Below are 23,979 nucleotides of genomic sequence, written 5' to 3' on the forward strand. Positions count from 1 at the left end.
ATAATCTTGTTGACTATCAGTCTGACTCCACAAGCACCCACACGAATTGCTTGATTCAGTTGTTAAAGAGCGGTTGGTTAAGATCTTTCGTCTCAACCGAGGCGCGCATTCTACAGCAGCCTCATTTACTGTCAAGTGATTATTTTCATTTAAAATCAATCACTTACACCCGCTAGAAGCAATCTGCTGTCTGGCGGGAGGTGAATAATACAGGACTGAAACTTAGGGTCAACCCCCATTGGAAAATTCTTTTCCTGACAGGAATCAAACGGTTGCAGCCCAGTCTGCACCGACCGTCACAATCCTGTTATCTGCGACTGCTAACCTCCCCCGCCGAACCAAGTCCCCACCCCAACGCGCACCCCCGATAAAGGAACCACCCAAAGTGTTCCCAACCCCACGCCAGCAAATCATCCTGCGCTCCGATAACCTTCGCAGCGACGACTTCGGCGCTCTCTTCTCCAGGCTATTCGGCAACCGCTATTCAGACATGCCACCGCTGCCCTCTAATATCATCATCAGCGGCGTCTACGGTCGGCACGAAGGTGTCAGCTTCCGTCGCATGTATTACCACGGCGACTTCACTGTCACCTTCCCCGACCCGCAGGACGAGATCACCTTCGTCATCCCCACCGCCGGCACCATCATCTTCAACCACACCACCGAGACTATCGGCGTTTCGCAGATTGGCCTGGCGATCGACAAAGCCGATATCCGCTCGATGCACTTCCACAACAATCACGCGCAACATGGAATGTCGATCAATCGTGGGCAGCTCACCGAACGGTTGTCGGCGCTGCTGGGCAAACCGATTCCACAAAAGGTCATCTTCGAGCCAATGGTCGATCTGACCGCCGCAGCGTTTCAAGGAATAAAAGCCCTGATTGATCTGGCGACGGGCACCGAGTTCGATCTGCTTATTAATAGCGGGACATTAATGCCGGCACGCCTCAGGGAGATGCTGATCGATGCGGTGCTGGAAGCGTGGCCGCACAATTTCACTGAGGCGTTACGCCGCCCGGCACCATTGGTAGCGCCGCGGCATGTGAAGTTGGCGGTTGAGTTTATTCAGGCGCACCCAGAGCAACTGATCAGTGGCGTCGATCTGGCACGCCTGAGTAATGTCAGTCAGCGGGCATTGCAGGAGGGATTTCGGCGGTTTGTCGGGACGTCTATTGTGGCGTATCAGCGGCAGGTGCGACTGGAACGGGCTTATGAGGCGCTTGCTCAGCGGCATTCGAACTCGGTGACTGGCGTGGCGTCGAGGTTTGGGTTCAGCAATGTCGGGCGGTTTTGTCAGTACTTTCAAAATGCTTATGGGGTCAGCCCTGCGGATTTGAAGTCTCGGGGCTGACTTTAAGGTTGCTCATTAAATAACTGGCTATATAGAGCGAGCACGCGTGCGCCCTCGCTATATATAGAAGGCAGTCCCTATTTAGAACGCATAGCTGGCCTTGAGGCTGCCGGCGAAACCATGGCTGTCGCCGCCACCGCTGGCACCGACTTCAGCGCCCACGCTCATCGGCCCCAGGCTGGCCATGATGTTAACGCCGCCAGTGAACTGATCACGGTTGTCAAAAGCGGCGCGCTGTTCGACATCAAGTCCCAGCAAATGACTTTCGCTGTCGACCTGGTGGTCGCCAAGCACATGCTCGTAACCCACGCGCGCCCCCGGCACCAGTTGCCAGGAGCCCATTGCGATCGGGGCAAACGACATATCCAGATTGGCAACAGCGCTGCGGCGGGTTTGCTTGCTGTCATCGACGTCCAGCGCCAGTTCGCTGCCCTTCTCGTTAAAGCCCTTCAGGTCGAGGTGGCTGACGCGTACGCCGAGGCTCGGTTCCATAATCACGCTACTCATTGGAACGCGGTAACCCAATGCCAAAGTCGCACCGGTGAGATTGCCGTGAGTGTCGCCTTTGGCTGTGCCGAGGCCACCACCGAGTTCGCGTTTGCTGTCGTAGTCGACGTAACCGGCGCTGACGTTGGCATCAACAAACAAACCACGCTCCAGGCTGGCGAAGCCATAGCGAGCCCCCATATTAAAGAAGGTGAAATCTGTATCAGCCTCACCACCCGCACCGCCGACGGTGCCGTTGCTATAGCCGAAGCCGCCGCGTGCACTGAGTTGTTCGGAGAATCGCTGGGTGATACCGACCATCAGGCCCTGGCTGTGTTCGTTGCTGCTTTCGGCGTGGGAGGAGCCGTCGGTGCCGAGGTAGCCTGCGAGCGCAGTGGTCCACAAACGGTATTGGCCGATTTTCAGGTCGGTGCCGCTGGCGAACGGTGCGGCGGCCTGGTCGATCAGCGCGTTCTGGCGCAGCAGGTAGCTGGCCGCGTCGGCGTGGACCTGACCACCGACCGTGGATTCGACACCGCCGAGGGTTCCGGCATCGATGGCTGATTGCAGGTAGTAGTTATAGGCGCTGTAGCTGCCTGACAAGTCAGAGTTCTGTAACTGTCGCAGCAACTCGGCACCTGCCGCAGCGTTGCCGACCAGACCCGCCTGACCCGGCAAGCTGTTGTACTCGACCAGTTTGCCGCGCAGGACATAGATCGTTTCCTGTGACAGACCCAAACCTTGTTTCAGGTAGTTATCCATCGTGCCGTACTGCGCGGCCACTTCATCGAGACCTGCCTGCAAGTAACTTGCCTCGACGCCGAGTAACGGCTCATAGATAACCGCCATGCTCGGCGGTAGTGCCTTCAATGTCGCGGCGACGCGAGCGGCAGTGTAATCGTTGGTCGCCAGATAGTTGGCCATGATCGTCGCATCGTCGAGGCCAGCGATACTCTGCAACACAGCGGCCGTCCAGCCTGTACGGTCCTTGCCAGCGGTGCAGTGGAATAGCTGGGCAGCATCGACACTCGCGAGCTCGTTGAACAATTTGCCGAACTGGCCGCGCATTCCCGCATCGCTGACGAACGCGCGATTGGTCTGCTCCATCATCGCGATGGCGTCGGCGGCGCTTTTAAACGAGAACGTAGTGATGTTCGCACCGGAGGTCGTGCTGCCGATGATGTCGATGTTTTCGTAGGTCGCTCCGGTAAGTAGCGTGTCCGGGGTCGCTGCAATTTCGCTTGGGGTGCGCAGGTCGTAAATGGCCTTGATGCCCAGACTGTTGAGGGTCTCCAGATCCGCCGCCGATGGGGTCAGCGCGTTGGAACGGTAAAACACGCCGCTGCGCATCGTGCCGTCATTGGCCGTGGAGTACGCGGTGGTGAGGCCAGCGATATCGCGAAAGTTGTCGATGCCGCTAAGGCGCGGCGTATCGAGCGGGAGGGATTCGGCGGCGTTGGCAGCGGCGATGGACAGACTCATAACGGACAGCGAAAACAGAAGACGTCGGAACACAGTGCAGCCTCATGGAATAAGCGTTGGGCTGGCTACTATCGGTAATGAAGTGATACTGAATATGACAGATTGAGTGCAGATGGAAATGGCGGCGCGATCGGGCCGTGCGGTGCGCGATCTGTCCATCCATGGGAGTCGCAAGCCAAATCCATGTAGGAGCATTCGAGAGAGACGAGGCTGCGATCCTTTGATCTGGCTTTTAAAAACCAGGATCAAAAGATCGCAGCGTGCCGCAGCTCCTTGGATATGCTTCAGTGATTAGCGATCACCTGAATCTGTGTAATCCCTACCCGCTCGGCCTGCTGCAGAATTTCCTGCGGCGTCGAGTCTGCGGTGGGCATGATCAGGCCGTTTTCGGCATCACCCAGATGCAGTTCCAGCAGATGCATGGCCGCCTCGTGATCGGCCAATTGAGGCTCCTTGAGCTCGAAGGTGTGAGTGCGAGGCTCGCCGTTGAACAGGTATTCCAGAAGATAGGTGTGCATGGTTTCATCCAGGGTTGTAGGAAGAAGCAACTGTTTATCCTGACGCACCAGTCAGCTTTTAGTTCAACTGCATGTCGCTCCGTGCGCGCCTGGAGAAATGTCTTCACTCAATGCAAACTTTTCGCGCCACCCGGCGTCCTTTTCTTACACTCCCAAACAGCTGATCACAGCTAAGGACTGGCGATGACCTTCTTTATATTCCTTCTGGCGTGCGCGGCCGCCGCGACCACTGGCGTCATGTTCAAACCGGGCGAGTGGTATGAATCGCTGGCCAAACCCGGCTTCACGCCACCCAACTGGGCCTTTCCGGTGGCCTGGACAGTGATCTATCTGTTGCTGGCCTGGGCGGGTTACCGCTTGAGCCTTATTCCCGGGAGTCAGACGGTACTGGCTTTGTGGGCCGCGCAGATTGCCCTGAATACACTGTGGACTCCGGTGTTCTTCGGCGCACATCAAATTCTTGCCGCCATGGTGATCCTGACGCTGCTCTGGCTGGTCGTTGCGGCAATGGTGGTACTGGCCGTGCAGCTTGATCTGATCACTGGTTTAATCCTGTTTCCATATCTGGCATGGCTATGCGTCGCCGCGGCGTTGAATTTCTCCATTCTGATCAAGAACCGCTGATGAACACATTCACCCGAAAAGCCCCCTGGCCGGAGGGCGAGCGTGAGTTGGCGCAGGTACACGCCTTCAACAAAAAACTCGCCTGGTTGCCGCGCTTTAAAATCCGCAATCGCGTGCTGCCGAGGATGATTCAAACGCTGCTGCGCGCCAGCCAGATCGGCGGCGCGAGCAAGCTGCGCAAAAATGGCCTCACGGCTGAAAGAAGGGTGATTGATAGCAGCGGCGTACCGGTTGCCGTGCGGATCATTCGGCCCAAAGGTCGAGCAAAAGGCGTTGTGCTGGATTATCACGGTGGCGGCTGGGTGATCGGCAACGCGCAGATGAATGACAACTTCAACGTTGCCATCGTTAATACGTGCAATGTGACTGTCGTCTCGGTGGATTATCGGCTCGCGGTATCGACCCCCATTGAAGGAGTGATGCAAGACTGTCTGGCGGCGGCTCGATGGTTACTGACTGACGACGAGTTTGCCGATCTGCCGGTGATTGTCGTTGGCGAGTCGGCCGGAGGTCATCTGGCGGCAGCTACTTTGTTGGGGCTCAAGCAATCGCCCGATTTGCTGCAACGGGTAAGCGGCGCGCTGCTGTATTACGGGGTATACGATTTGACCGGCACGCCGAGCGTCCGCTCAGCGCCGCCGCAAACTTTGGTACTGGACGGTCCCGGCATGGTGGAAGCGTTGCGCATGCTCACGCCAGACCTGAGTGACGAAGAGCGCCGTCAGCCACCGTTGTCACCGCTGTATGGCGACTTCAGTGATTTCCCGCCGGCGCTGATGTTTGCCGGGGAACTCGATCCGCTACGCGACGACACCCTCGACATGGCCGAGCGCTGGATGCGATCGGCGCCTGTCGAGATGTACCTGCTGCCCTCCTCGCCCCACGGTTTCATCCATTTTCCAACCGCCATTGCTGAAAGCGTATTGAGCTACAGCCGTGAATGGATTTGCGCTAGGGTCAGCGGGCATTCGTTATTGAACTGACGTAAAAAACCCGGCTGATAAGGCCGGGCTTCTTTTGAGAACTGCGATCAAGCCATGCATTCACACGGCACGGCGCTCGAGCAGCCGATCTGCACCACCTTCGGCAACCAGATTGCCCTTCAGACGATCCGCACCATCAGCAGCCACAGCGTCGCTGAACAATGGGTCAGTCTGAGTGGCTGCTGCAACCGCATCGCTGAACAGTGGATCGGTTTGAGTAGCGCCGGCAACAGCATTCAGTGCGAACAGCGAGAAAGCGAGGCCGAGGATGGTTTGGCGTTTCATATTGATGTGCTCCGTGTGCAGTGGTTGGGTATGGAGCCGATCTTACGCCGCCCATTCGATATGAGAACCTGATTGGGTTAATGGCTGTTATTGACGCAGTCAATGATTCAATTGAACGCTTCAGCCTTGGAATTCGCCGACACGCCCTCATAACAATGACTACACCCGACATTCCCCGAGGGGAAGGACAGACCCATGACCAGCCAAACCGAAACTGCCATCCTCGCCGGCGGTTGCTTCTGGGGGATGCAGGACCTGCTGCGGCGCTACCCCGGTGTGTTGCAAACGCGGGTCGGCTACACCGGCGGCGATGTGCCAAATGCCACTTATCGCAACCATGGCAATCATGCCGAAGCGATCGAAATCGTCTTCGATCCCGCCGTGATCAGTTACCGGCAGATCCTCGAGTTCTTCTTTCAGATACACGATCCGAGCACACCCAATCGTCAGGGTAACGACCTCGGGCCCAGCTATCGCTCGGCGATCTACTACCTCAGCGAACAGCAACGCGATGTTGCCGAAGACACTGCAGCAGACGTTGACGCTTCAAAATTGTGGCCAGGCCGCGTGGTCACCGAAATCGAACCGGCGGGGCCCTTCTGGGAAGCGGAGCCGGAACACCAGGATTACCTGGAGCGTATTCCGAATGGCTACACCTGCCACTTTATCCGCCCGAACTGGAAGTTGCCCAAGCGCGACTGTTAGCCAAAGTGAGTTCGCAGATCTCCGACATCAGCCCCCTATACCTTTCTCTAAAAGGCACCGGGGGCTGTTCGGCTTTTCCCGTCAGCCTTTAGCAAACTCCGGCCCGTCAATGTGATACACCGTCGGCTCTTGCGAAAAGTAATCCTGCAAGCCCAGCATGAACCTCTGATGGTCATCACTCGCTTCAAAACCCGGCGTGTGATCCTCGAGTGTTTGCCATTGCACAATCAGGTTGAAGACCTCGGGACTTTCGAGCCCTTGCGCGAACGTGTGACCGAGGTAACCCTTTGCGCGAGTAAGTAAGGGCGCGACCTCGGCAAACGCATGGCGGAACTGTTCTATTTGTTCTTTTCGAACGGGAAGCAAAGCGATTTCATAGATCATGGCGTGTCTCCAAATAGGTTTTCAATGTTTGAAAGTGCGTACTGACGCAATGAGACTGTCCTCGATGGCAATCGCGATCTTCCCTTGAATTCCATTGTTGGGGCTTTCCAGCCGGGCATGCGCGAGTGGAATGTCGGCAAGCGAATAGACGGCCCCCACGTGCGGGCGCAGTTGACCGCGTTCAATCAACGCGCTCAGTTCATCAAGCTTGCCGCGGTTTTGTCGGGTGAAAACGAAGTGATAACTGGCGTTCTTGCCCCAGGCCTGAACGACATTTTGTGGCTGCGCGATATCCACAATCGAGACAACCCGCCCCAATTGAGCGAGCGCGTCGGGGCTGCGTGACAATGTGTTGCCGCCGATAGTGTCGAACACCACATCGACTCCGCGCCCAGCGGTTTCCCGCAGGATGGCGTCGACGTAATCCTCCTTTTCATAATCGATGATCACATCGGCCCCCATACTGTGTGCGAACTCACTGTTCGCTTCGCGCACGGTCGTGAACACCTTGGCGCCGATGGCTTTTGCCAGTTGGATCGCCACATGCCCGACGCCCCCGGCACCACCGTGTATCAGAATGGTTTCGCCCACTCTGAGCGCGGCACGTACGACCAATGCTTCCCACGCCGTCCCGCCGACCAACGTCAGGCTGGCTGCCTCCAGATGGCTTAGCGCAGCAGGCTTCTTGCCGACAATGCTTTCGGATGCAACGTGGTACTCGGCGTAACTGCCTTGCCCGTCAAATATTTGCGGGGTGTACCAGACTTCGTCTCCGGGAGCGAAGGTTGTCACGCCCGGCCCCACTGCTTCGACGACGCCTGAAACGTCATGCCCGGTTATGGCCGGCAGTTGCACAAGATCTGGATAATCGCCGCGGCGAACCTGGAAATCCAACGGGTTGATCGAAGTAGCGTGAATCCGTACCAGAACTTGCCCAGATTGGGGCACGGGCTTGGGCACGTCGCAAAGTTCGAACGCTTGCGGGCCGCCAAATGATTTAAGTATCAGAGCTTTCATCGTATATCCTCATTTCGACAAAAAGGGATATCGAGATTTCTCGATATCTTCAGGTAAAAAGACAGCTGAAAACTACAGGTCCTTCCCGATGATCTCGGCAAGAACGCTGATGGCCGCTTCATTGCGTTTGTAGTAGGTCCATTGACCGATACGCCTGACTTCAACCAAACCCACGCGTTGCAGCGTTGCGAGATAAGAAGACACCGTCGACTGCGACAGCCCGACACCTTCCTGGATACTGCTCACACAAACGCCCACCGTATGAACGTCACCTTCATCCTGTGGCGGGAAGTTCTTTTCGGGGTCTTTCAAACCCTTGAGGATTTCAAGTCGGGTCTGGTTTGAAAGTGCTTTGAATATTTCGAGTAAGTCCATGCCGCGAGGATATCGACATTTTTCGATATGTCAATACGAGAATCCAGCACATTTCAGTCGACCGGGAGCATTGCGATATGATCCGCAGCAACCCGATTGCGATGGACTCACGCTCATGCCAACCGCGCAAACCCGCCCTACCCCCGCGCCATTGCTCAAACCCGGCGAAACCGTGGTGCTGTTCGACGGTGTGTGCAAGCTATGCAATGGCTGGGCGCGGTTTCTGATTCGGCATGATCATCAGCGGCGTGTGCGGCTGGCAGCAGTGCAGTCGCCCGAGGGGCAGGCGCTGCTCGCGTGGGCCGGGTTGCCGATGGACCAGTTCAACACCATGGCGGTGATTCGTGACCGGAATTACTGGGAGCGATCGGAGGCCTTTTTCGAGGTCATCGGCCAGTTGTCAGGCCGTTGGCAGCCCTTGCGCTTGCTGCGCGTTTTCCCGCGGGCGCTGCGGGACTGGGCTTATGACCGCATCGCGTTGAACCGTTATCGGCTGTTCGGCAAGTACGACAGCTGCTTGCTGCCGAGTCCTGATCACGAGCAGCGATTTCTGAAAATGCCTGCGCCATCTTCAGCACAAGCACACCGATAAAGCGTGCTCAGGACTGCCCGTCAGAAAACTGCACGGACAGGCTCAAGTTGCCCGGATCGTTGATCGCGGACAGGTATTCAGCGACGCTGATTTCGCCGACGCAAGGCCGGGCACCCGGTTGCGGAACATAACCTGCAGCCATTTTCGCGGCCAGTGCGACGGCGGCGCAGCTGGGGATTTCCGGGCCTTTGTCATTAAAAGCGGTCAGTTGTGCGGTCATGGTCAGCGGTTGTCCTTCAACGCCAGCGCCCTGAACGTCGATGTACATGGCACTTTTGCCATCGCCGAATCGCTCGAATCGACAGCCCAGCCGATGCAGTCTGGCGGCCCAAGGGAGATGGTCGCGAACCAGCCCGATTTTTACTGCCTGCGCTAACAAAGCGTTGGCAACACCGGCGAGTTTCAGCCCCGCACCTGCCTTGAAGCTCAGCGTGTGCGCGCCATAGCGTCCGGCAAAAATATCCAGGTCCGGCACGTCGACATTCGCCAGCAAGCGGGTGCCCAGTTGCGGTATTTTGCGCAGGGTCAGATCCTGCCAACCCGACACTTCATGCACCTTGCCGTTTTTCAATTGTTTGATCGGCTTGCCGGCGTAGGCCAGCACACCTTCGATCGTCGACAGGCCTGGCATTTTCGTCGAAGCGGATACGCCGTATTCGATCGAATCGATACGCGAGAATCGGTGACGCTGCTGATCGATGATCGCTGACGAAAGCGTCGGCACCGAACTGCAACCACTGAGGATCGCCACGCCCGCCGCTTTCGCCCGTGCGTCGAGAATACCCACGCCGTTGACGAAGGTTCGGCAGTCCGCCAGGTCGCAATAATTCACTCCGGCAGCGATGCAGTTCTCGGCGACCGCATAGGATTGCCCCTGAAACGGCCCGCCGGTGTGGATGACCAAGCGGATACTCAGCGAGCGCAAAGCGGCGCTGAACGCAGGGCCCATGACATCACCGCACCAACCTTCGGCGACAGCAGCCGATTGGCTGTTCAGCTCATCGACCTTGCGCTGCAACTTATGCGGGTCGCGTCCCGAGAGCAGCAGTTCTACCCCCGGCATGACCGCCAAATGCCCGCAAACGATGCTACCGAAATTACCGTAGCCACCGACCACCATCACCCTGAACGGCATTCAATTCTTCCCTAATTGAAAGGCTGTTCTCAGCCACTATTCGACGCGCATAAACAGCCGTGAAGAATATAGACCCGGGTACCCACAAGCCACTCAACAATTGCGCGATGCCGTCAGCTCGATACCTGTTCAAGAAAGATCAGTTGCAAGGGCTCTTCAAGCAGGTCATCCGCCGAAGCAGCGAAGCGCTGGAAATAGGGCATGGCGAAGTGCGCATCCAGTGCCGCTTGATCCTTGAACGCCTCACGCATGTAAAAGGTGCCGCGCTCGTCGCGCAGTTCAAACAACACATAATCGAGATTGCCTGGCTCTGCCCGGGTCGGTTCGACCAGTGCCAGAAGCCCTTCTTTCAAGGCCTGTTCCTGACCCTTTTTGGCCTTGAGTACGGCAATTGAAACCAACACTTCAGTGGACGCATTCATCATCAGTTCTCCGAAAGATAAAACAGGTATTACCGCGTAGGCGCAGGCGCCGCATCGATTTCCAGACGCAGCAGGCTGTAGGGTTTCTGTCGTTGATCCTGTCCGCCGCGAAACGCCGCCTGGCGGTGCAACTGGTTGGCGATGAAATACAGATAGCCATCTGGGCCAATCGACAACGTGTCAGGCCAGAGCAAACGAGGGTCGTGCACCAGCGTCTGCCATTGGCCATCCGGCAGCCGCTTGCGGATCGAGTTGTGTTCGTAGTCCCCGGCATAGACGGCGCCGTCGGCGTCAGCCTCCATGCCATCGGAGGCCCCTTTCTCGCCCAGATCCTGTACGGCGGCAGCCAGTTGTTGCTCGCTGACGGTGGCATCGCGCAGCAGCGCAGTGGACACGGCATACAGGTGTCGACTGGACAGAGGCGTGAAATACAGCGTCTGGCCATCGGCTGACAGGGCAATACCGTCCGACGCCACACCCAGCGGTTTGGGTTTGCCGCCGGCGCCTTCGACCATCACTGGCAAGCCTTCAACGACCGGGACGAAAGCCTGATCAACCGACGTTGCTGGCACGCCGCTCAAACGACGCATGGCACGCCCGCTGGCGATGTCCATGACAATGATCGCGCCCGGGCCTCGCAGCGAGGAGTCGGTCAGATACACGGTGCCCTCGGCGCCGTTGCGAAAGTCGAAACGCATGTCGTTGACATATGTGCTGGGCAACATGACGTTGTCCGGGAACACCAGCCGCTTGACGACTTTGTTGCTGGCAAGGTCTATCGCTACCAGCTTCGCTCCTCGCGGCTTGGGGTCAGCGAAGCCCGGCGCTGCTGTGTCGAGCAGCCAGACACGCCCCTGACCATCGGCCACCACACTTTGCACACTGATTAATCCGTCGCTTGGGTCGTTGGGGTTTTCCGTGTTGATCGCGGCGTTCGGATAGGCCACCACTTTGCCGTCGCGGATCTCACCCACGGTGAACGGCACGTTGTCGCCCCAGCGCGGAAAGTTGACGAAAATCCGCCCGGTCTCGCTGACGGTCACACCGGTAGGCATCGCATCGTAGAACGCATGCACTTGTTCAAGCTTGCCGAAGGATCGATCGGCGGGTGCATTCGCCGGCAAGGCGACAGCGTTGATGGCATGGGCGAACGGCGGACCAAACGCGGCAGCCGATAACAAGGCGATAACCGCGGAGAGTTTTTTCATACGCATAAAGTGCTCCTGACAGGCCCTTTATGGAGCCTGTCTGACGATTCAAGTGACGGTTATCAAAAACCTTCGAGAACGATCTTGCCCCGGGCTTTGCCGCTCTCGACCAGCGCATGAGCCCGGCGCATGTTTGCCGCGTTGATCGCCCCGAAGTGTTCGCCGATGGTAGTCTGCAAAACCCCCAGATCAATCAGGTCAGAGACCCGGCTCAGCAGGTGATGCTGCTCGATCATGTCCGCCGTTTCGTACAACGAACGGGTGAACATCAACTCCCAATGCAGCGACAACGACTTACGCTTGAGCGGCATCACATCAAGGCTCTCGGGATCGTCAATCACCGCTAAACGCCCCTGCGGTCGCAGCACCTCGATCAACTGTAGAAAGTGCTGTTCGGTGTGGGTCAGGCTGGCGACGTAATCGACTTCGGCAATCCCGAGGGCCTGCAACTGAGCGAGCAGTGGCTGGCTGTGATCAATGACGTGATGGGCGCCCAACTGCTTCACCCAACCAGCGGTCTCCGGGCGCGAGGCGGTGCCAATCACCGTGAGTCGGGTCAACTGGCGAGCCAGTTGCACCAGCATCGAACCGACGCCACCTGCCGCGCCGGTGATCAACAGGCATTTGCCCTCCCCGCTGGCCTCGGCGACACCGAGACGGTCGAACAATAATTCCCACGCCGTGATCGACGTTAACGGCAATGCCGCCGCCTCGGCAGCACTCAACGAACGCGGCTTGCGCCCGACAATCCGCTCATCCACCAAATGCAATTCGCTGTAGCTACCGCTGCGAATAATCGAGCCGGCGTAAAACACTTCGTCGCCCGGTTGAAACAGCGTCACTTGCGAACCGACTTCGCGGACGATGCCGGCCGCATCCCAACCAAGGATTTTCGGTTCTTTGGTGAAAGTACCGGCGCGCACCTTGGTGTCGACCGGGTTGACTGAAACGGCACGTACCTCGACCAACAGATCACGCGGACCGGGCACTGGCGCAGCCATCTCGATGTCTTGCAATGATTGCGGATCTTCAATGGGCAGGGCGTGTTGTAAAAAGGTGATGGCTTTCATGGGGACTCGCTGTCTGAAGGGTTGAAGCATTCACGTGCCACCATCTTCGACTTCCCACGGAGAAAGAAAAACCTGCAGAATGCGCCAACACTTTCACTGCAGAAGAGAAAATGATCCGCATCGATGATCTCGCCCTGTTCACCCGCAGCGCAGCGCTGGGCAGCTTTACCGCCGCGGCGCTGGAGGCCGATTTGTTGCCGGGGCAGGTCGCCGCCGCCATCAAACGCCTGGAGCGCGAACTGGATGTGCGCCTGTTTGCGCGAACCACCCGCAGCCTGCGTTTGACTGCCGAAGGTGAGCAATACCTGCCCACCGCCCACGCCGTGCTCGAAGCCCTGAAGCAAGGCGAGGAAAATCTGCGTGGTGAAAACGCCACGCTGCGCGGCGTGCTGCAAGTCACTGCACCGTCTGATCTGGGGCGCAATATTCTGCTGCCGTGGTTAACGATGTTCCGTCGTCAACATCCGGAACTGACACTGCGCCTTGTGCTGTCGGACCAGAAAGCCGATCTGTTTCGCGACCCGGTGGACGTCGCCATTCGATACGGTACCAACGAAGACGCCAACTACGTGGCTCTGCCACTCGCGCCTTGGAATAACCGGGTGCTGGTCGCATCTCCAGCCTATGTGCAACGCCACGGGCAACCGAAAACGCCGGACGACTTGTTGAATCATCCTTGCCTGCTCTACCTGCAGAATGGTCGGGTCTACGACAAATGGTGCCTGACCGGACAGACGATTCAAGTCTCTGGCCCGCTGTTCAGCGACGACGCCGATGTGGTTCGGCGCTGGGCACTGGACGGTGAAGGTATCGCCAACAAATCCTGGCTGGATGTCAGCGCTGACGTGAGCGCAGGACGCCTGCTTGTGCTGCTGCCGGACTTTGCGGGAGAGGCCTCGCCGTTGAGTCTGGTGTGCCCGCATCGCAAACAAATCTCCCCCGCTGTCTCGCAACTGTATACGTGGTTGAGCCACCAGTTTGCCGCTCTACAGCCGGGCTGAACTGAGCGTCCGATAATAGCTGCGGCGTTGACGAACGGTCATTCGAGTGTTCAGATGCCGTCCAGTTTCAGGTGTCCCATGCCGCCGTGCATGGGGTGAAACGGGAAACCGGTACGTTCTTTTTGAACAAGTCCGGTGCTGCCCCCGCAACGGTATGCGCGTGATGCTTTCGACACACCACTGTGGCCAGACGGCCATGGGAAGGTGAAAGCATCGATACGCGCGAGCCCGGAGACCGGCCCGAAATTTCTGTTTGGCAAAATCCTGCGGTGGGCGGGCATGGGCCGGTGTCGGCGTGTGCGCGATGCCTTCTCCTGCATGCTCTTCTGCGAAGATCCTTTCGAGAAGACAATGATTCGACCTTTCAACACCTCTGCTCCATCCCTGTTATTCGGTTGCCTGTTCAGTCCGCTGCTGCTGGCTGACGACGCGCCACTGGAACTCAATCAGCAAATCGTTTCCGCACCGTCGGTGGAGTCCACCACCGTCGCCGAAATGGCGCATTACGGCAGCAAAGTGGACATCGTCAGCCGCGAACAGATCGAGCGCGCCGGCCCCGCGGCGGATGTCAGTCGCGTCATGCAGATGTTCATTCCCGGCCTCTATGTCGCCCCGAAAAACGGCCCGTTCGACTACGGCACTTACTCCCTGCTGGGCGGGCGCAACGACGATACGCTGATCCTGCTCGACGGCGTACGCCTGAACAACCGCTTGTACGGCGGCTTGTACCTGGACACCTTGCCGGCCAACGCCATCGAACGCATTGAAGTGCTCAAGGGTGGACAGAGCCTGTTGTTCGGCACGCAAGCGGTGTCGGGGGTGATCAACATCGTCACCCGTTCGCCGCAGAGTCGAAAGGCCTCGGGCGAGGTGAACATGGGCCTCGACACCTTCGGCGGCACCACCGGCGATGCCCGGGTCGAGAACATCTTCAGCAACGGTTTCGGCGATCTGGGCTTGCTGGCCTATGTCAGCCACAACGTCTCCGACGGTTACCAGCCGTTTCGCAACCGCGACATGAAAAACGTCACCGAGAAAAAACGCGCCTATGAAGTCACCACGTTCGGTGGCAAGGCGATTCAGTCGTTTGGCGACGACTCGCGGCTGGAGCTGTTCTATCAATATGCCGACGCCAACCTCGATTTCGCCCGCCCGGTCGATAACCACAAAACCACCAACGACCGCGTGCAACAGATCGCTACGGCGACCTTCGAGCAAAATCTCAATGAGCGTCTGAGCTACTTCGTCAAAGGCCATATCAACGATTGGGACACCCGCTACACACGCATCAATAATGTCGAGGGCGGCGCCACCAAAGCCATCAACCACAACGACTATTGGGGCTTTACCGATTGGGGTGTGCAGGCCGAAGGCAAGGCTGAATCGTCCGGCGGTCATGTGCTGGTGTTCGGCACCGACAACCAATGGTTCAAAGGCCAGGACGATGTGCTGATCATCGACAACGATAAGGCCGAAGCCCACGCGATCTACACCCAGTTGCGTCCGCAAATCGACGCCCTGCCCGACTGGCACCCGAGCGTCGGCGTTCGCCACGAAGCCATGGGCGGCGGCGACAGCGCCACGGTCGGCATGCTCACTTCGCTCTACGATCTCAACGACAACTGGGCCTTGCGCGGTCAGTACGGCAGCGCCTACAAACTGCCGAACGCCGAGCAATTGTTCGTCAACGAACCGGGCGACGAGATCGGCAACCGCAACCTTAAACCGGAAAAAAGCCGCAACGCCGAACTGGGCCTCGACTACAAGGGCCTGCTGCTCGATCGCGCGTTCAGTGCCAGCGTCACCGTGTTCAAACGCAAGATCGACGACCTGATCACCCTCGACGATAGCCACTGGGTCAACGGCGAGGGCCAGGTGCGCATGCGCGGTTTCGAGGCTGACGCGAAACTGGCGATCAACGCGCAATGGAGCCTGCAAGCGGACATGACCCGCAACCTCACCGAGTCGCGCAGCGGCGTGACCATCAATGACATCCCGAGCTTCTTCGCCCGTTCGCGCATAGGCTTCGAGTCGGAAAATCGCATGTGGGGTGCCGGCGGCGCGATCCGCTATATCCGCGATGTGACCAGCTCGAAACAGGTCGAGTACGGTCACTATTCAGTGATCGATGCCGATGCTTATCGCTACCTCGACAATGCCCGTCAACACCGCGTCAGCCTGCTGGTAGAGAACCTCTTCGACCGCGATTACGTCACCAGCCGCGCCAGCAACGTCGACAACCTCGGACGGCCGTTCACCTCAGAAGTACGCTACACGTACCGCTTCTGATGGCTGACTTCAAAACGGTCGACGGCATCGACACACACCCGGACTGGTCGCACGTTCCCGAACATGCGCGCCACGTGTTCCTCTGCACCGGCCCGCGCTGCACCCAGCGCGGCGCCTTGCAGTTATGGAAAACCCTGCGCCGGCACCTGCTGGCGCACAACCGCATCGAAACCCCGGGCGGCGTGTTACTGACGCGCACGCATTGTCAGTTTCCGTGCAACCTAGGGCCGATTCTGACGGTGTATCCCGAGACCTGCTGGTATGGCGTGCACAGCGACGCCGACGTGCAACGGCTGGTCGAGGTGCACCTGGTCGGTGGTGAGATGGTCGAGGATTTACTGATCAAGGAGCGCGCATGAGAACGCTTGGGTTATGCCTGATGGCCCTGCTTTGCACATCACCGGCACTCGCTGACAATTATCGAAACTGCGGCGAAACCTGGAGCGCTGCACAATTACCGCCATCGCGCATCATCGCACTCAATCAGCACGCAGCTGATCTGCTGATCGCCCTGGATGCAGGCCCGACGTTAGTTGGCGTTGCCTATCTGGACGACACCCATACCGGGAGTCGAAAGACCGAGTACGCCGGGGTTCCGGTGATCGCGCCGCGCTATCCATCCAGCGAAGTGCTGTACGCGCAGAAACCGGATCTGGTGGTCGGCGGCTTTGCCACGGCGTTCGGCGATGGCGTGACATCACGCTCGGGTCTGGCGCGCAACGGCGTGGCCTCCTATTTACTGGAGTCCGCTTGCGCGGGGCATTCGCTGGATTATTTCGAGCTTGTGCGCAATGACCTGCTGACCCTCGGTGCGCTGCTGCACAAACAGCAAAAAGCGCAGCAACTGAGCGCCGCCATGGACGCCGATCTGGCCCGCGCCCGCGCACTGATCGGCAGCGAAAAGCCGCTGTCGGTGTTCTATCTGGACAGCGAGGTCAACGGTCTGGATTCAGAGGGCGGGCGCGGCTTCGTGACCACCCTGCTCGCTGCTGCCGGGGCGCGCAATCTATTCGCCGAGGTCAACCAGTATCGCGTGACCATAGATCGCGAAACCCTGCTGATCAGCGATCCCGACGTCATCTTGCTGGCCGACGCCGAATGGTCGCCGGCCTGGCGCAAACGTCAGCTGCTGCAAAATGATCCGGTGTTATCGCGCTTGCGCGCCGTGCGTGAGAATCGCCTGATCGACATCCCCTTCACCCACCTGCTGCCGACGGTGGGCAGCGGCCGTGTCGCGCTGCACCTGGCGCAGCAATTCCAGGCGCTGCAGAAAAATAAATGAACCCGCCGAACCTCAAGCCACCTAAGAAAGACCATCAGGAGGTAGCCAATGCATATCGAAACCGTGTGGATCGTACTGGCGGCAGTTCTTCTACTGATTGAACTGTGGGCCATCAATCGGGTGCGCAAGAGTGAGGGGAAATCGAACAACAAGGGGGTCTGGATTGTATTGATCGTGTTTGTGCCGCTGTTCGGGCTCATCGCCTGGGCAATCGCCGGCCCTAAACACATCAGCCCGAGCACCGCCGCGCGTCCTGGCCGTTAACCAAAAAGTACCGGCCCTGCTTCACGCATAAAAATCTCGACGGTCTTCGGACCGATCCCGTCAAATTCCGCCAGGTGTTTCTCGAACGCCTGGCGGTCGGCACTCTCGACCACGATATTGCCGACCTTCCCTGCGTATTCATCATTGAGCTTGTGTGCCAACGCCAGAAGGCGCGTAGCGGTGGTTTCGTCGTACCTCACGTAATGCGCTTCGCCAAGCATCACCACCAATTCACGATGGCTGCAGTTCGCCAACTTGCGCGGCGTGTCGCGCTGACGCTTTTCGACGATCACCCGATAGGCTTGCGCAGCAATATCAGCCTGTATGCGTTTGCCCATCAGGAAACTGGCGATCAACCATTTGAACATCGCCACCTCATCTGCCGCGTCGCCAAAGCTGATCTCCAGATCTTCTGCCGAGATGGTTTTACCCATGAATCCGCCTCACCAAATTGTAAAAAAGAATTTCAAAGGACTGCTGAGGTCTATCCCTCACCTTCCTCAAGAGCTTGTACGAACATGAAATTCGCGTCTTTCTGCCAGGCCCTGTCCAATTGGGCCGGCAGCTCCAAAACCTTCATCGCCGCCATTGTCCTGATCATCATCTGGGCACTTACCGGGCCCTTCTTTCATTACAACGACACCTGGCAACTGATCATCAACACCTCGACCACGATCATCACGTTTCTAATGGTGTTCCTGATCCAAAACACGCAAAACCGCGACAACGATATCTTGCATCTCAAGATCGACGAACTGATTCGCGCCACCAAGGATGCGCAGAACGCCACGCTGGGGCTGGACAAAATGGGCACCCGTGAACTGCGTAAATTGCGCAAGCACTACAGAGCGCTCGGTGAAGCCGATGAGATCGATGTCGAGTCGAAAGTGGAGTGAACGTCAGACAATGGAGTGCCTGCGCACTCCACTGCCCATGAACAATGACTCAGGTCGCCGGCACTAATGCAGGCGTCTCAAACGTCTCCGCCAACGGCACATCGCTGCCGCCCGGCGTGAGAATGACCTTGCGGCAGCTTTCCTCTTTCTTGTCGAAGATCTTGTAGCCCTCGGCCGCCTGCTCAAGCGACATCCGATGGGTGATGATCGCCTCAGGCTGCAAGCGTCCGGTCTCGATATGCCCCAGCAGCTCAGGAAGGAAGCGCTGGACATGGGTCTGGCCCATCTTGAATGTCAGGCCCTTGTCGAATGCATCGCCAAACAGGAAGCCGTGAATCGGTCCGGAATACACCCCCGGTACACTCACCACGCCACCGCGACGCACGGCTGCGATGCACTGACGCAGCGCTTTACCGCTGCCGCCTTCAAGCTTGAGCGTGGCCATGATGGTTTCCGTGGTGCTGCCTTTAGCTTCAAAACCCACCGCATCGACTACCGCATCCACGCCGCGATTGCCCGGGGTCTGGCGAATGATGGTGTCTGCCGGGTCATCGTCGTCATCGAAATTGATCGGGATCACGCCGTACGTGCGTTGCGCATATTCGAGTCGATAGGCGTGGTGATCGACCATGAAAATGCGTTCGGCACCGAGCATTCTGGCGCACGCCGCGCTGAGCAAACCGACAGGGCCGGCGCCAAAAATCGCAATGCTCGCCCCTTGGCCGATACCGGCATTGGTCACCGCTTGCCAAGCCGTCGGCAGGATATCGGAGAGGAACAACACTTTCTCATCCGACAAGGTCCCCGGCACCTTGAAGGGCCCGGTGTTGGCCTTCGGCACCCGGACCAATTCCGCCTGGCCACCGGGAATGCCACCGTACAGGCGGCTGTAACCGAACAGCGCGGCCGGCGGTGGAATGACCTTTTTGTTCAACGCCCCACCCGGGCCCGAGTTAGTGGTTTCACATGCGGCGTACTGTTCCAGCTGGCAGAAGAAACAATCACCACACGCAATCACGAAAGGAATCACCACGCGATCGCCGCGCTGCACGGCCGTCACTGCTGAGCCCGTTTCCTCGACGATTCCCATAAATTCGTGGCCGAAGATATCGCCATGCTCAACGGTGGGAATCTTGCCGCGATACAGGTGCAGATCCGAGCCGCAAATGGCCGTGGCCGTGACGCGCAGGATAATGTCGTCAGGCGCTTCGATGATCGGGTCCGGCACGGTTTCGACTCTGACATCATGTGCGCCGTGGTAAGTCATTGCTCGCATGGGGGCGTCCTCGTACTTTCTGATGAAAGGATTGCTGCTTCATTTTCGGAAGGATGAAAGCCGCCACGAGTTCATTGCGTTTTTGCTTATTCGGATTAGTGGAATGTAGGGAGACCTGCGGTTGTTCTTCGGCAAACCTCATACAGACTGTGATCTGCAATGCCCGCCGGACGCAGTTCATGCAGCCTGCACGAAGGCTTTTTGCCGCATGCGGCGCAAACCTTTGATCCAGCGCGGTTTAGGGTTGCGCTGCAAGTTGGCACAGCAAATGCGATAGCTACAGCGAATCCCATAGCGCCGTGGCACAACGGCCTGTGTACAACCCGTGATAGCAGAGGCAACCACCATGAACGCCATCGACCTTCTCAAAGCCGACCATGAAAAAGTAAAAGGCATCCTCACCCAACTGAGCGAATCCACCGAGCGGGCGCTGAAAAAACGCACCGAGTTGCTGGCCAAGCTGGAAATGGAAATCTCGATCCACACGCGTCTGGAAGAAGAAATCCTCTACCCCGCGTTCAAGGAAGCCGGTAGCAAAGAGCAGGACATCATGTACTTCGAGGCCAAGGAAGAGCACCGCACGGTGGACTCGCTGGTGCTGCCGGACCTGAAAATGACCGATCCCGGCACGCCGGAATTTGCCGGCCGGGTGAAAGTGGTCAAGGAGTTGCTGGAGCACCACATCGAAGAGGAAGAAACAGAAATGTTCCCTCAGGCGAAAAAGCTCTTGGGCAAAGCCAAGCTCGATGAACTCGGCGCGCAAATGGAAGCCATGAAGGCCAGCTACAAGAAGGACATGGCGGCCGGCAATATGGCTGCGTAATGCTTTGAGCGATCCCGAGCCCGGCGTACTGCCGGGCTTTTTTTTGCGGTCGATGGCCTGCCCCAGGCCTTGGTGGCTTAGAATTGCCAACTTTTGCCGCAAGGGATTTGCATATGCAACGCATCGCCATTCTGGGCAACTCCGGCAGTGGGAAGTCCACATTGGCCCGGGAAATCGGCCAGCGTCTGGACGTGCCCGTTGTTCACCTTGATCCGCTGTTCTGGGAACCCGGCTGGATCGAACCGGATGACGAGGTCTTCCGCGAGCGGGTACGACAAGCCATCGCCGGAGATGCCTGGGTATGTGAAGGCAATTATTCCCAACGCACCTTCGATCTGCGCCTGCCCCGTACAGACCTGATCATCTGGCTCGAAACCCCGCGCCTGACCTGCCTGCGACGGGTCATCATGCGCAGTGCATTGAACCGGCCACGGGCGGATCTGCCGGCAGGATGCACCGAACGAATGGATAAAGCCTTTCTGGTCCTTCTGAAATATGTCTGGCACTTTGACCGAGTCAATCGCCCACGCAGCGAGGCCAGGCGAATGGCGATTGCACCGCAGATTCCGGTTATTCACCTGAGCGGGACGCGGCAGATTTCGGCGTTTGTGGCGGGTCTGAACAAACCGGCACGTGGTCACAGCATCGACAGCGATAGCGTTATTCGCGAGGCTGAATGATGTCGCGACTTGAGCTTGTGAGTATTGATCTAAGTGAAGTGCAAAGTAGCCAGGCACTCCATGGCATGTTGAAAGAAGCCCTCGGATTCCCCGACTGGTACGGCTGCAACTGGGACGCTTTTTGGGACGCCATCACAGGGCTCGTCGAAATGCCCATGCATTTGAACATTTGCGGCTGGGATGGTTTTTCCAGCCGCCTGCCCAGAGAGGCGGCACTGCTGAAAAAATGTCTGGCACAAATGGCGAGCGAGTATCCAGAATCAGCGCCCGCTGTGGCATTCGACTGAAGATTCAATTCATGGGCTACAGCTCGAAAAGGAAGTCATCTCATGTTTGAACGCAACAAACTGGTTCCTGAACTCATGGTTACCCATCTGGATAACAGCTTGGCTTTCTGGGTGTCATGCCTTGGTTTCAGCATTGCTTATCAGCGTGCGGAAGATGGCTTTGCTTATCTGGATCTGAACGGCGCGCAAGTCATGCTCGAGCAAGTTAATCCGAATGCTGGTCAATGGCTGACCGCTACGCTGAGCAAACCATTTGGCAGAGGCATCAATTTGCAGATTGATGTCGAGGCTGTGGACCCCGTCATCCGCAAACTTGGCGAAGCAGGCTTTGCACTTTACCGGGAATGCCGGGACACCTGGTACCGGGCTGATACGGTAGAAGTGGGGCAACGCGAATTCATCGTTCAGGATCCGGATGGTTATCTGGTAAGGCTGGTAGAGCGTCTGGGGGAGCGACCGGTCAGTTCAACCTGAAGATATGGCTTTGCCGCGCCCCCTCCACTTACTCAAGGAACGTGACTCATCATGGACGACACCATCACCTACCGCATCGCAACCGCTGAAGACGCACTGACCATGTGCGAGTTGGGCCAGTTGCTCAACTCCGTACACCACGCCGCCCGTCCCGATATTTATGCTCCCGCTACCGAAGACTTCTCCCGCGACCTGCCGCATTGGTCGGGGGTTTTCGAGAAGCCGGATCAGGTGGTGTTTATTGCGCACGTCGGCGATCAACCCGCCGCATTCATTACGGGCAGTCTGTCGGCCAGTTCGCCACCGCTGATGCAGCCACAAAAGGTGGTGCGCATCGGCTCGGTGTGTGTCGTCGAGCGGTTTTCCGGCAAAGGCATTGGTCGGGCGCTGATGCAACTCGTCAGGGACTGGGCGATTGAACATGACGCACAGGATTTGCGCCTTACAGTCTGGCCGTTCAATGAACGTGCGGCGCGCATGTATGCGGAGTTCGGTTTCGAGGACCGTGCAGTTGAAATGGGCATGCGTCTGGCATGAGCAGGCAACGCCGACTCTTGATGATCGTCCTCGGTTTAGGGGTGTTTTACATTGGACTGTGGGCGGCGTCCCAGTGGTGGGAAAAAGCGCTGGCCAACCCTTACGGCGACGCTGACATCAGCCCCGATGGCTGCGTTCGGGTCCAGGCATTCAGGCCTTATTGGGTGTTGCCAAACTCCTTTCATCCTCAGTTCCATCCTGACGATCCGCAAGATCTGTCCTGGTTCATCCGTTGGGAGAGCCCGGCCTTTTTCCGCTTATACGATAACCGCAATGGTCAGTTGCTCGGCGTGAGCAGGATCTACGACCTGGTGGCGCATGGGGCGCCGGTGTCCTGGGGCTCCAGAGACGACCCTTCCGTTATGGTCGGCCTGATCCAGATTGGTGATCTCCCGCCCGACTGCGCGCGTAACCGGCCGTATTGATCGACGCTCAAATGCAGATGCCAAAACGCGTCTACGCTCACTTGATTCCGCGTGCGGGGCATTCGTCCATGGAAGAAGCGCCGGCACCGACGATCAAGTCTGTTCGGGACTTTATTGCGATGTCAGGAATTGATGTTGCCTGCACCCCGGCCATGCGTCAGGATGCCTGCCCTTTTGGGCCAGAGACAGCGACACTTGCTTATGCGACTCTCTGGTCAAGGCGAGCGAGAAACCCTTCGATCGTCGATATTCAACAGACAACCCGAGTCATCAACATGAACCGCCAGAAAAAACTGAAGCAGTTGTTCAGGGAAAAAGCCAAAAAGGCCAGCGCGAAACTGGCCCCGAAAAAAGAAAAGTACATCAGCAAGGCTGACCGGCTGAAGATGGCTGAGGAAACTGTTGCCGAGCCGGTCGTTTCTACCGATAGCTGAGGCAACACCCTCAAGGGCACGGCCACTGGAAACCGTTGGGGAACCATTCATCAATCTTGATCGAGTTCCCGGCCCCCGAGATTAATCCGCACGGCCGTTTCGGCGGGAGGCATTCAATGGAACTGAAGTTCAGTCATGTCGACGTACTGGTCAACGATCTCGAAGAAGCGTGTGCTTACTACGCACTGATCCTCAAAGCCAAAATCTCCAAAACCCAGATATGGGAGCGAGGCGGACTGCCTGTGCGCTACTCGATTGCGGTGATCGGGCAAGAGCGTTTCATGCTGGTGCAACCGTTGGCGGGGAACCTGAAGACGCTGCTGGATACCGCTGGCGAAGGGATGATCTACCGTCACTGCTATTCGACACCGGACATCGAAAAGGCGTATGACGAATTGCTGATCGCCGGTGTGCAGCCTGAAGATGAAAATGGACAACCATTGCTACGCGCAGACCTTCAATCACCGTCCGGGACACGCATCATCTGGCTGCCCAAACGCTTCGGACACTTTTCCATCGAAATTCTGGAAGAAAAATCGCTCGAGGCATTTGTCGAGGCTGCGTTTAGCCCTGATTCGCTGTAGGCGTTAGCCAAGGCCTCCAGAACAGACTGCTTTGGACGACTGCGTTCGGCCAGTACGTCTTGGCCAACACCGGAATAAACGCAAGTC

At 57.8% G+C, this 23,979-nt stretch carries 31 protein-coding genes and 1 riboswitch; of the genes, 19 read left to right on the forward strand and 12 right to left on the reverse strand.

Annotated features, from left to right (window positions below; genetic code table 11):
* Positions 1-385 precede the first annotated feature (385 nt).
* A complete protein-coding gene (locus ICA15_RS26495) occupies positions 386-1,354 on the forward strand; it encodes an AraC family transcriptional regulator (RefSeq protein ID WP_210555252.1) in 969 nt (322 codons plus the stop codon).
* An 81-nt stretch (positions 1,355-1,435) separates the two neighbouring features.
* Here the strand turns inward: ICA15_RS26495 and ICA15_RS26500 are convergent, their stop codons facing one another.
* A complete protein-coding gene (locus ICA15_RS26500; RefSeq protein ID WP_210555251.1) occupies positions 1,436-3,355 on the reverse strand; it encodes a tyrosine-protein phosphatase in 1,920 nt (639 codons plus the stop codon).
* Positions 3,356-3,606: 251 nt separating this feature from the next.
* Positions 3,607-3,840, reverse strand: coding sequence for a hypothetical protein (locus tag ICA15_RS26505; RefSeq protein ID WP_150618267.1), 234 nt, complete (start codon positions 3,838-3,840; stop codon positions 3,607-3,609).
* A 183-nt stretch (positions 3,841-4,023) separates the two neighbouring features.
* Here ICA15_RS26505 and tspO point away from each other — a divergent pair, with 183 nt between their 5' ends.
* Both tspO and ICA15_RS26515 read left to right on the forward strand, forming a co-directional pair.
* Complete coding sequence (gene tspO, locus ICA15_RS26510) at positions 4,024-4,464, forward strand: tryptophan-rich sensory protein TspO (protein WP_150605046.1); 441 nt, start codon at positions 4,024-4,026, stop codon at positions 4,462-4,464.
* A complete protein-coding gene (locus tag ICA15_RS26515) occupies positions 4,464-5,447 on the forward strand; it encodes an alpha/beta hydrolase (RefSeq protein WP_210555250.1) in 984 nt (327 codons plus the stop codon). The genes tspO and ICA15_RS26515 overlap by 1 nt, the downstream gene beginning before the upstream one ends.
* 60 nt (positions 5,448-5,507) lie before the next feature.
* Here the strand turns inward: ICA15_RS26515 and ICA15_RS26520 are convergent, their stop codons facing one another.
* A complete protein-coding gene (locus tag ICA15_RS26520; RefSeq protein ID WP_150618265.1) occupies positions 5,508-5,732 on the reverse strand; it encodes a hypothetical protein in 225 nt (74 codons plus the stop codon).
* A gap of 195 nt (positions 5,733-5,927) precedes the next feature.
* On the opposite strand from ICA15_RS26520, the gene msrA reads away from it, so the two are divergent.
* Positions 5,928-6,437, forward strand: coding sequence for a peptide-methionine (S)-S-oxide reductase MsrA (gene msrA / locus ICA15_RS26525; RefSeq protein WP_150605043.1), 510 nt, complete (start codon positions 5,928-5,930; stop codon positions 6,435-6,437).
* Positions 6,438-6,518: 81 nt separating this feature from the next.
* Here the strand turns inward: msrA and ICA15_RS26530 are convergent, their stop codons facing one another.
* The 3 genes from ICA15_RS26530 to ICA15_RS26540 all read right to left on the reverse strand — a co-directional run bounded on the left by ICA15_RS26530 (position 6,519) and on the right by ICA15_RS26540 (position 8,213).
* The gene (locus ICA15_RS26530) at positions 6,519-6,821 is read right to left on the reverse strand and encodes an antibiotic biosynthesis monooxygenase family protein (RefSeq protein ID WP_210555249.1); all 303 of its coding nucleotides are present in this window, start codon (positions 6,819-6,821) and stop codon (positions 6,519-6,521) included.
* Between the two features lie 21 nt (positions 6,822-6,842).
* Positions 6,843-7,838, reverse strand: coding sequence for a zinc-dependent alcohol dehydrogenase family protein (locus ICA15_RS26535; RefSeq protein ID WP_210555248.1), 996 nt, complete (start codon positions 7,836-7,838; stop codon positions 6,843-6,845).
* A gap of 72 nt (positions 7,839-7,910) precedes the next feature.
* Positions 7,911-8,213: an ArsR/SmtB family transcription factor gene (locus ICA15_RS26540; RefSeq protein ID WP_150605040.1), complete on the reverse strand. Its 303-nt coding sequence runs from the start codon at positions 8,211-8,213 to the stop codon at positions 7,911-7,913.
* Between the two features lie 115 nt (positions 8,214-8,328).
* On the opposite strand from ICA15_RS26540, the gene ICA15_RS26545 reads away from it, so the two are divergent.
* Positions 8,329-8,805 carry a thiol-disulfide oxidoreductase DCC family protein gene (locus tag ICA15_RS26545; protein ID WP_210555247.1) on the forward strand — a complete coding sequence of 159 codons (477 nt, stop codon included), beginning with the start codon at positions 8,329-8,331 and terminating at the stop codon, positions 8,803-8,805.
* Positions 8,806-8,812: 7 nt separating this feature from the next.
* Here the strand turns inward: ICA15_RS26545 and ICA15_RS26550 are convergent, their stop codons facing one another.
* The 4 genes from ICA15_RS26550 to ICA15_RS26565 form a co-directional block, all read right to left on the reverse strand.
* Positions 8,813-9,940, reverse strand: coding sequence for a saccharopine dehydrogenase family protein (locus tag ICA15_RS26550; RefSeq protein WP_210555246.1), 1,128 nt, complete (start codon positions 9,938-9,940; stop codon positions 8,813-8,815).
* A gap of 113 nt (positions 9,941-10,053) precedes the next feature.
* Complete coding sequence (locus ICA15_RS26555; RefSeq protein WP_150618259.1) at positions 10,054-10,362, reverse strand: putative quinol monooxygenase; 309 nt, start codon at positions 10,360-10,362, stop codon at positions 10,054-10,056.
* A 29-nt stretch (positions 10,363-10,391) separates the two neighbouring features.
* Positions 10,392-11,570 (reverse strand): L-dopachrome tautomerase-related protein, encoded by a 1,179-nt coding sequence (locus tag ICA15_RS26560; protein ID WP_411959669.1) that lies wholly within the window; start codon positions 11,568-11,570, stop codon positions 10,392-10,394.
* A gap of 62 nt (positions 11,571-11,632) precedes the next feature.
* Positions 11,633-12,640, reverse strand: a complete 1,008-nt coding sequence (locus ICA15_RS26565) for a zinc-binding alcohol dehydrogenase family protein (protein ID WP_210555244.1) — start codon at positions 12,638-12,640, stop codon at positions 11,633-11,635.
* Positions 12,641-12,750: 110 nt separating this feature from the next.
* On the opposite strand from ICA15_RS26565, the gene ICA15_RS26570 reads away from it, so the two are divergent.
* The 5 genes from ICA15_RS26570 to ICA15_RS26590 all read left to right on the forward strand — a co-directional run bounded on the left by ICA15_RS26570 (position 12,751) and on the right by ICA15_RS26590 (position 17,476).
* A complete protein-coding gene (locus ICA15_RS26570) occupies positions 12,751-13,641 on the forward strand; it encodes a LysR family transcriptional regulator (protein WP_210555243.1) in 891 nt (296 codons plus the stop codon).
* Between the two features lie 52 nt (positions 13,642-13,693).
* Positions 13,694-13,900: riboswitch (cobalamin riboswitch) on the forward strand.
* 92 nt (positions 13,901-13,992) lie between these two features.
* Positions 13,993-15,930 (forward strand): TonB-dependent receptor plug domain-containing protein, encoded by a 1,938-nt coding sequence (locus ICA15_RS26575; protein ID WP_210555242.1) that lies wholly within the window; start codon positions 13,993-13,995, stop codon positions 15,928-15,930.
* Positions 15,930-16,289, forward strand: a complete 360-nt coding sequence (locus ICA15_RS26580; RefSeq protein ID WP_210555241.1) for a (2Fe-2S) ferredoxin domain-containing protein — start codon at positions 15,930-15,932, stop codon at positions 16,287-16,289. The genes ICA15_RS26575 and ICA15_RS26580 overlap by 1 nt, the downstream gene beginning before the upstream one ends.
* Positions 16,286-17,212: an ABC transporter substrate-binding protein gene (locus ICA15_RS26585; protein WP_210555240.1), complete on the forward strand. Its 927-nt coding sequence runs from the start codon at positions 16,286-16,288 to the stop codon at positions 17,210-17,212. Before ICA15_RS26580 ends, ICA15_RS26585 begins: the two co-directional genes overlap by 4 nt.
* A gap of 48 nt (positions 17,213-17,260) precedes the next feature.
* Positions 17,261-17,476 carry a PLDc N-terminal domain-containing protein gene (locus tag ICA15_RS26590; protein ID WP_042558859.1) on the forward strand — a complete coding sequence of 72 codons (216 nt, stop codon included), beginning with the start codon at positions 17,261-17,263 and terminating at the stop codon, positions 17,474-17,476.
* Here ICA15_RS26590 and ICA15_RS26595 read toward each other — a convergent pair.
* Complete coding sequence (locus tag ICA15_RS26595) at positions 17,473-17,910, reverse strand: DNA methylase (RefSeq protein WP_210555239.1); 438 nt, start codon at positions 17,908-17,910, stop codon at positions 17,473-17,475. The genes ICA15_RS26590 and ICA15_RS26595 overlap by 4 nt on opposite strands.
* Positions 17,911-17,994: 84 nt before the next feature.
* Between ICA15_RS26595 and ICA15_RS26600 the strand changes: the two genes are divergently transcribed.
* Positions 17,995-18,372: a low affinity iron permease family protein gene (locus ICA15_RS26600; RefSeq protein WP_210555238.1), complete on the forward strand. Its 378-nt coding sequence runs from the start codon at positions 17,995-17,997 to the stop codon at positions 18,370-18,372.
* Between the two features lie 49 nt (positions 18,373-18,421).
* On the opposite strand, the gene ICA15_RS26605 is transcribed toward ICA15_RS26600, so the two are convergent.
* Positions 18,422-19,648 (reverse strand): zinc-dependent alcohol dehydrogenase, encoded by a 1,227-nt coding sequence (locus ICA15_RS26605; RefSeq protein ID WP_210555237.1) that lies wholly within the window; start codon positions 19,646-19,648, stop codon positions 18,422-18,424.
* A 346-nt stretch (positions 19,649-19,994) separates the two neighbouring features.
* On the opposite strand from ICA15_RS26605, the gene ICA15_RS26610 reads away from it, so the two are divergent.
* The 8 genes from ICA15_RS26610 to ICA15_RS26645 all read left to right on the forward strand — a co-directional run bounded on the left by ICA15_RS26610 (position 19,995) and on the right by ICA15_RS26645 (position 23,892).
* Positions 19,995-20,471, forward strand: coding sequence for a hemerythrin domain-containing protein (locus tag ICA15_RS26610; protein WP_150605027.1), 477 nt, complete (start codon positions 19,995-19,997; stop codon positions 20,469-20,471).
* Between the two features lie 113 nt (positions 20,472-20,584).
* A complete protein-coding gene (locus tag ICA15_RS26615; protein WP_210555236.1) occupies positions 20,585-21,151 on the forward strand; it encodes an AAA family ATPase in 567 nt (188 codons plus the stop codon).
* The gene (locus tag ICA15_RS26620) at positions 21,151-21,438 is read left to right on the forward strand and encodes a barstar family protein (RefSeq protein ID WP_210555235.1); all 288 of its coding nucleotides are present in this window, start codon (positions 21,151-21,153) and stop codon (positions 21,436-21,438) included. The genes ICA15_RS26615 and ICA15_RS26620 overlap by 1 nt, the downstream gene beginning before the upstream one ends.
* A 42-nt stretch (positions 21,439-21,480) precedes the next feature.
* Positions 21,481-21,912: a bleomycin resistance protein gene (locus ICA15_RS26625; RefSeq protein ID WP_210555234.1), complete on the forward strand. Its 432-nt coding sequence runs from the start codon at positions 21,481-21,483 to the stop codon at positions 21,910-21,912.
* Positions 21,913-21,963: 51 nt separating this feature from the next.
* The gene (locus ICA15_RS26630; protein ID WP_210555233.1) at positions 21,964-22,449 is read left to right on the forward strand and encodes a GNAT family N-acetyltransferase; all 486 of its coding nucleotides are present in this window, start codon (positions 21,964-21,966) and stop codon (positions 22,447-22,449) included.
* On the forward strand, positions 22,446-22,874 hold the full coding sequence (locus tag ICA15_RS26635) for a hypothetical protein (protein WP_224450923.1): 429 nt from the start codon (positions 22,446-22,448) through the stop codon (positions 22,872-22,874). The genes ICA15_RS26630 and ICA15_RS26635 overlap by 4 nt, the downstream gene beginning before the upstream one ends.
* 275 nt (positions 22,875-23,149) lie before the next feature.
* Positions 23,150-23,308 (forward strand): DUF2986 domain-containing protein, encoded by a 159-nt coding sequence (locus tag ICA15_RS26640; RefSeq protein ID WP_115146881.1) that lies wholly within the window; start codon positions 23,150-23,152, stop codon positions 23,306-23,308.
* 116 nt (positions 23,309-23,424) lie between these two features.
* Entirely contained in the window at positions 23,425-23,892 is a 468-nt protein-coding gene (locus tag ICA15_RS26645; protein ID WP_210555232.1) for a VOC family protein, read from the forward strand.
* Positions 23,893-23,979: the final 87 nt, after the last annotated feature.

The sequence above is a fragment of the Pseudomonas sp. P116 genome (genome assembly GCF_020149425.1).
In the GTDB taxonomy this organism is placed as follows: domain Bacteria; phylum Pseudomonadota; class Gammaproteobacteria; order Pseudomonadales; family Pseudomonadaceae; genus Aquipseudomonas; species Aquipseudomonas anatoliensis.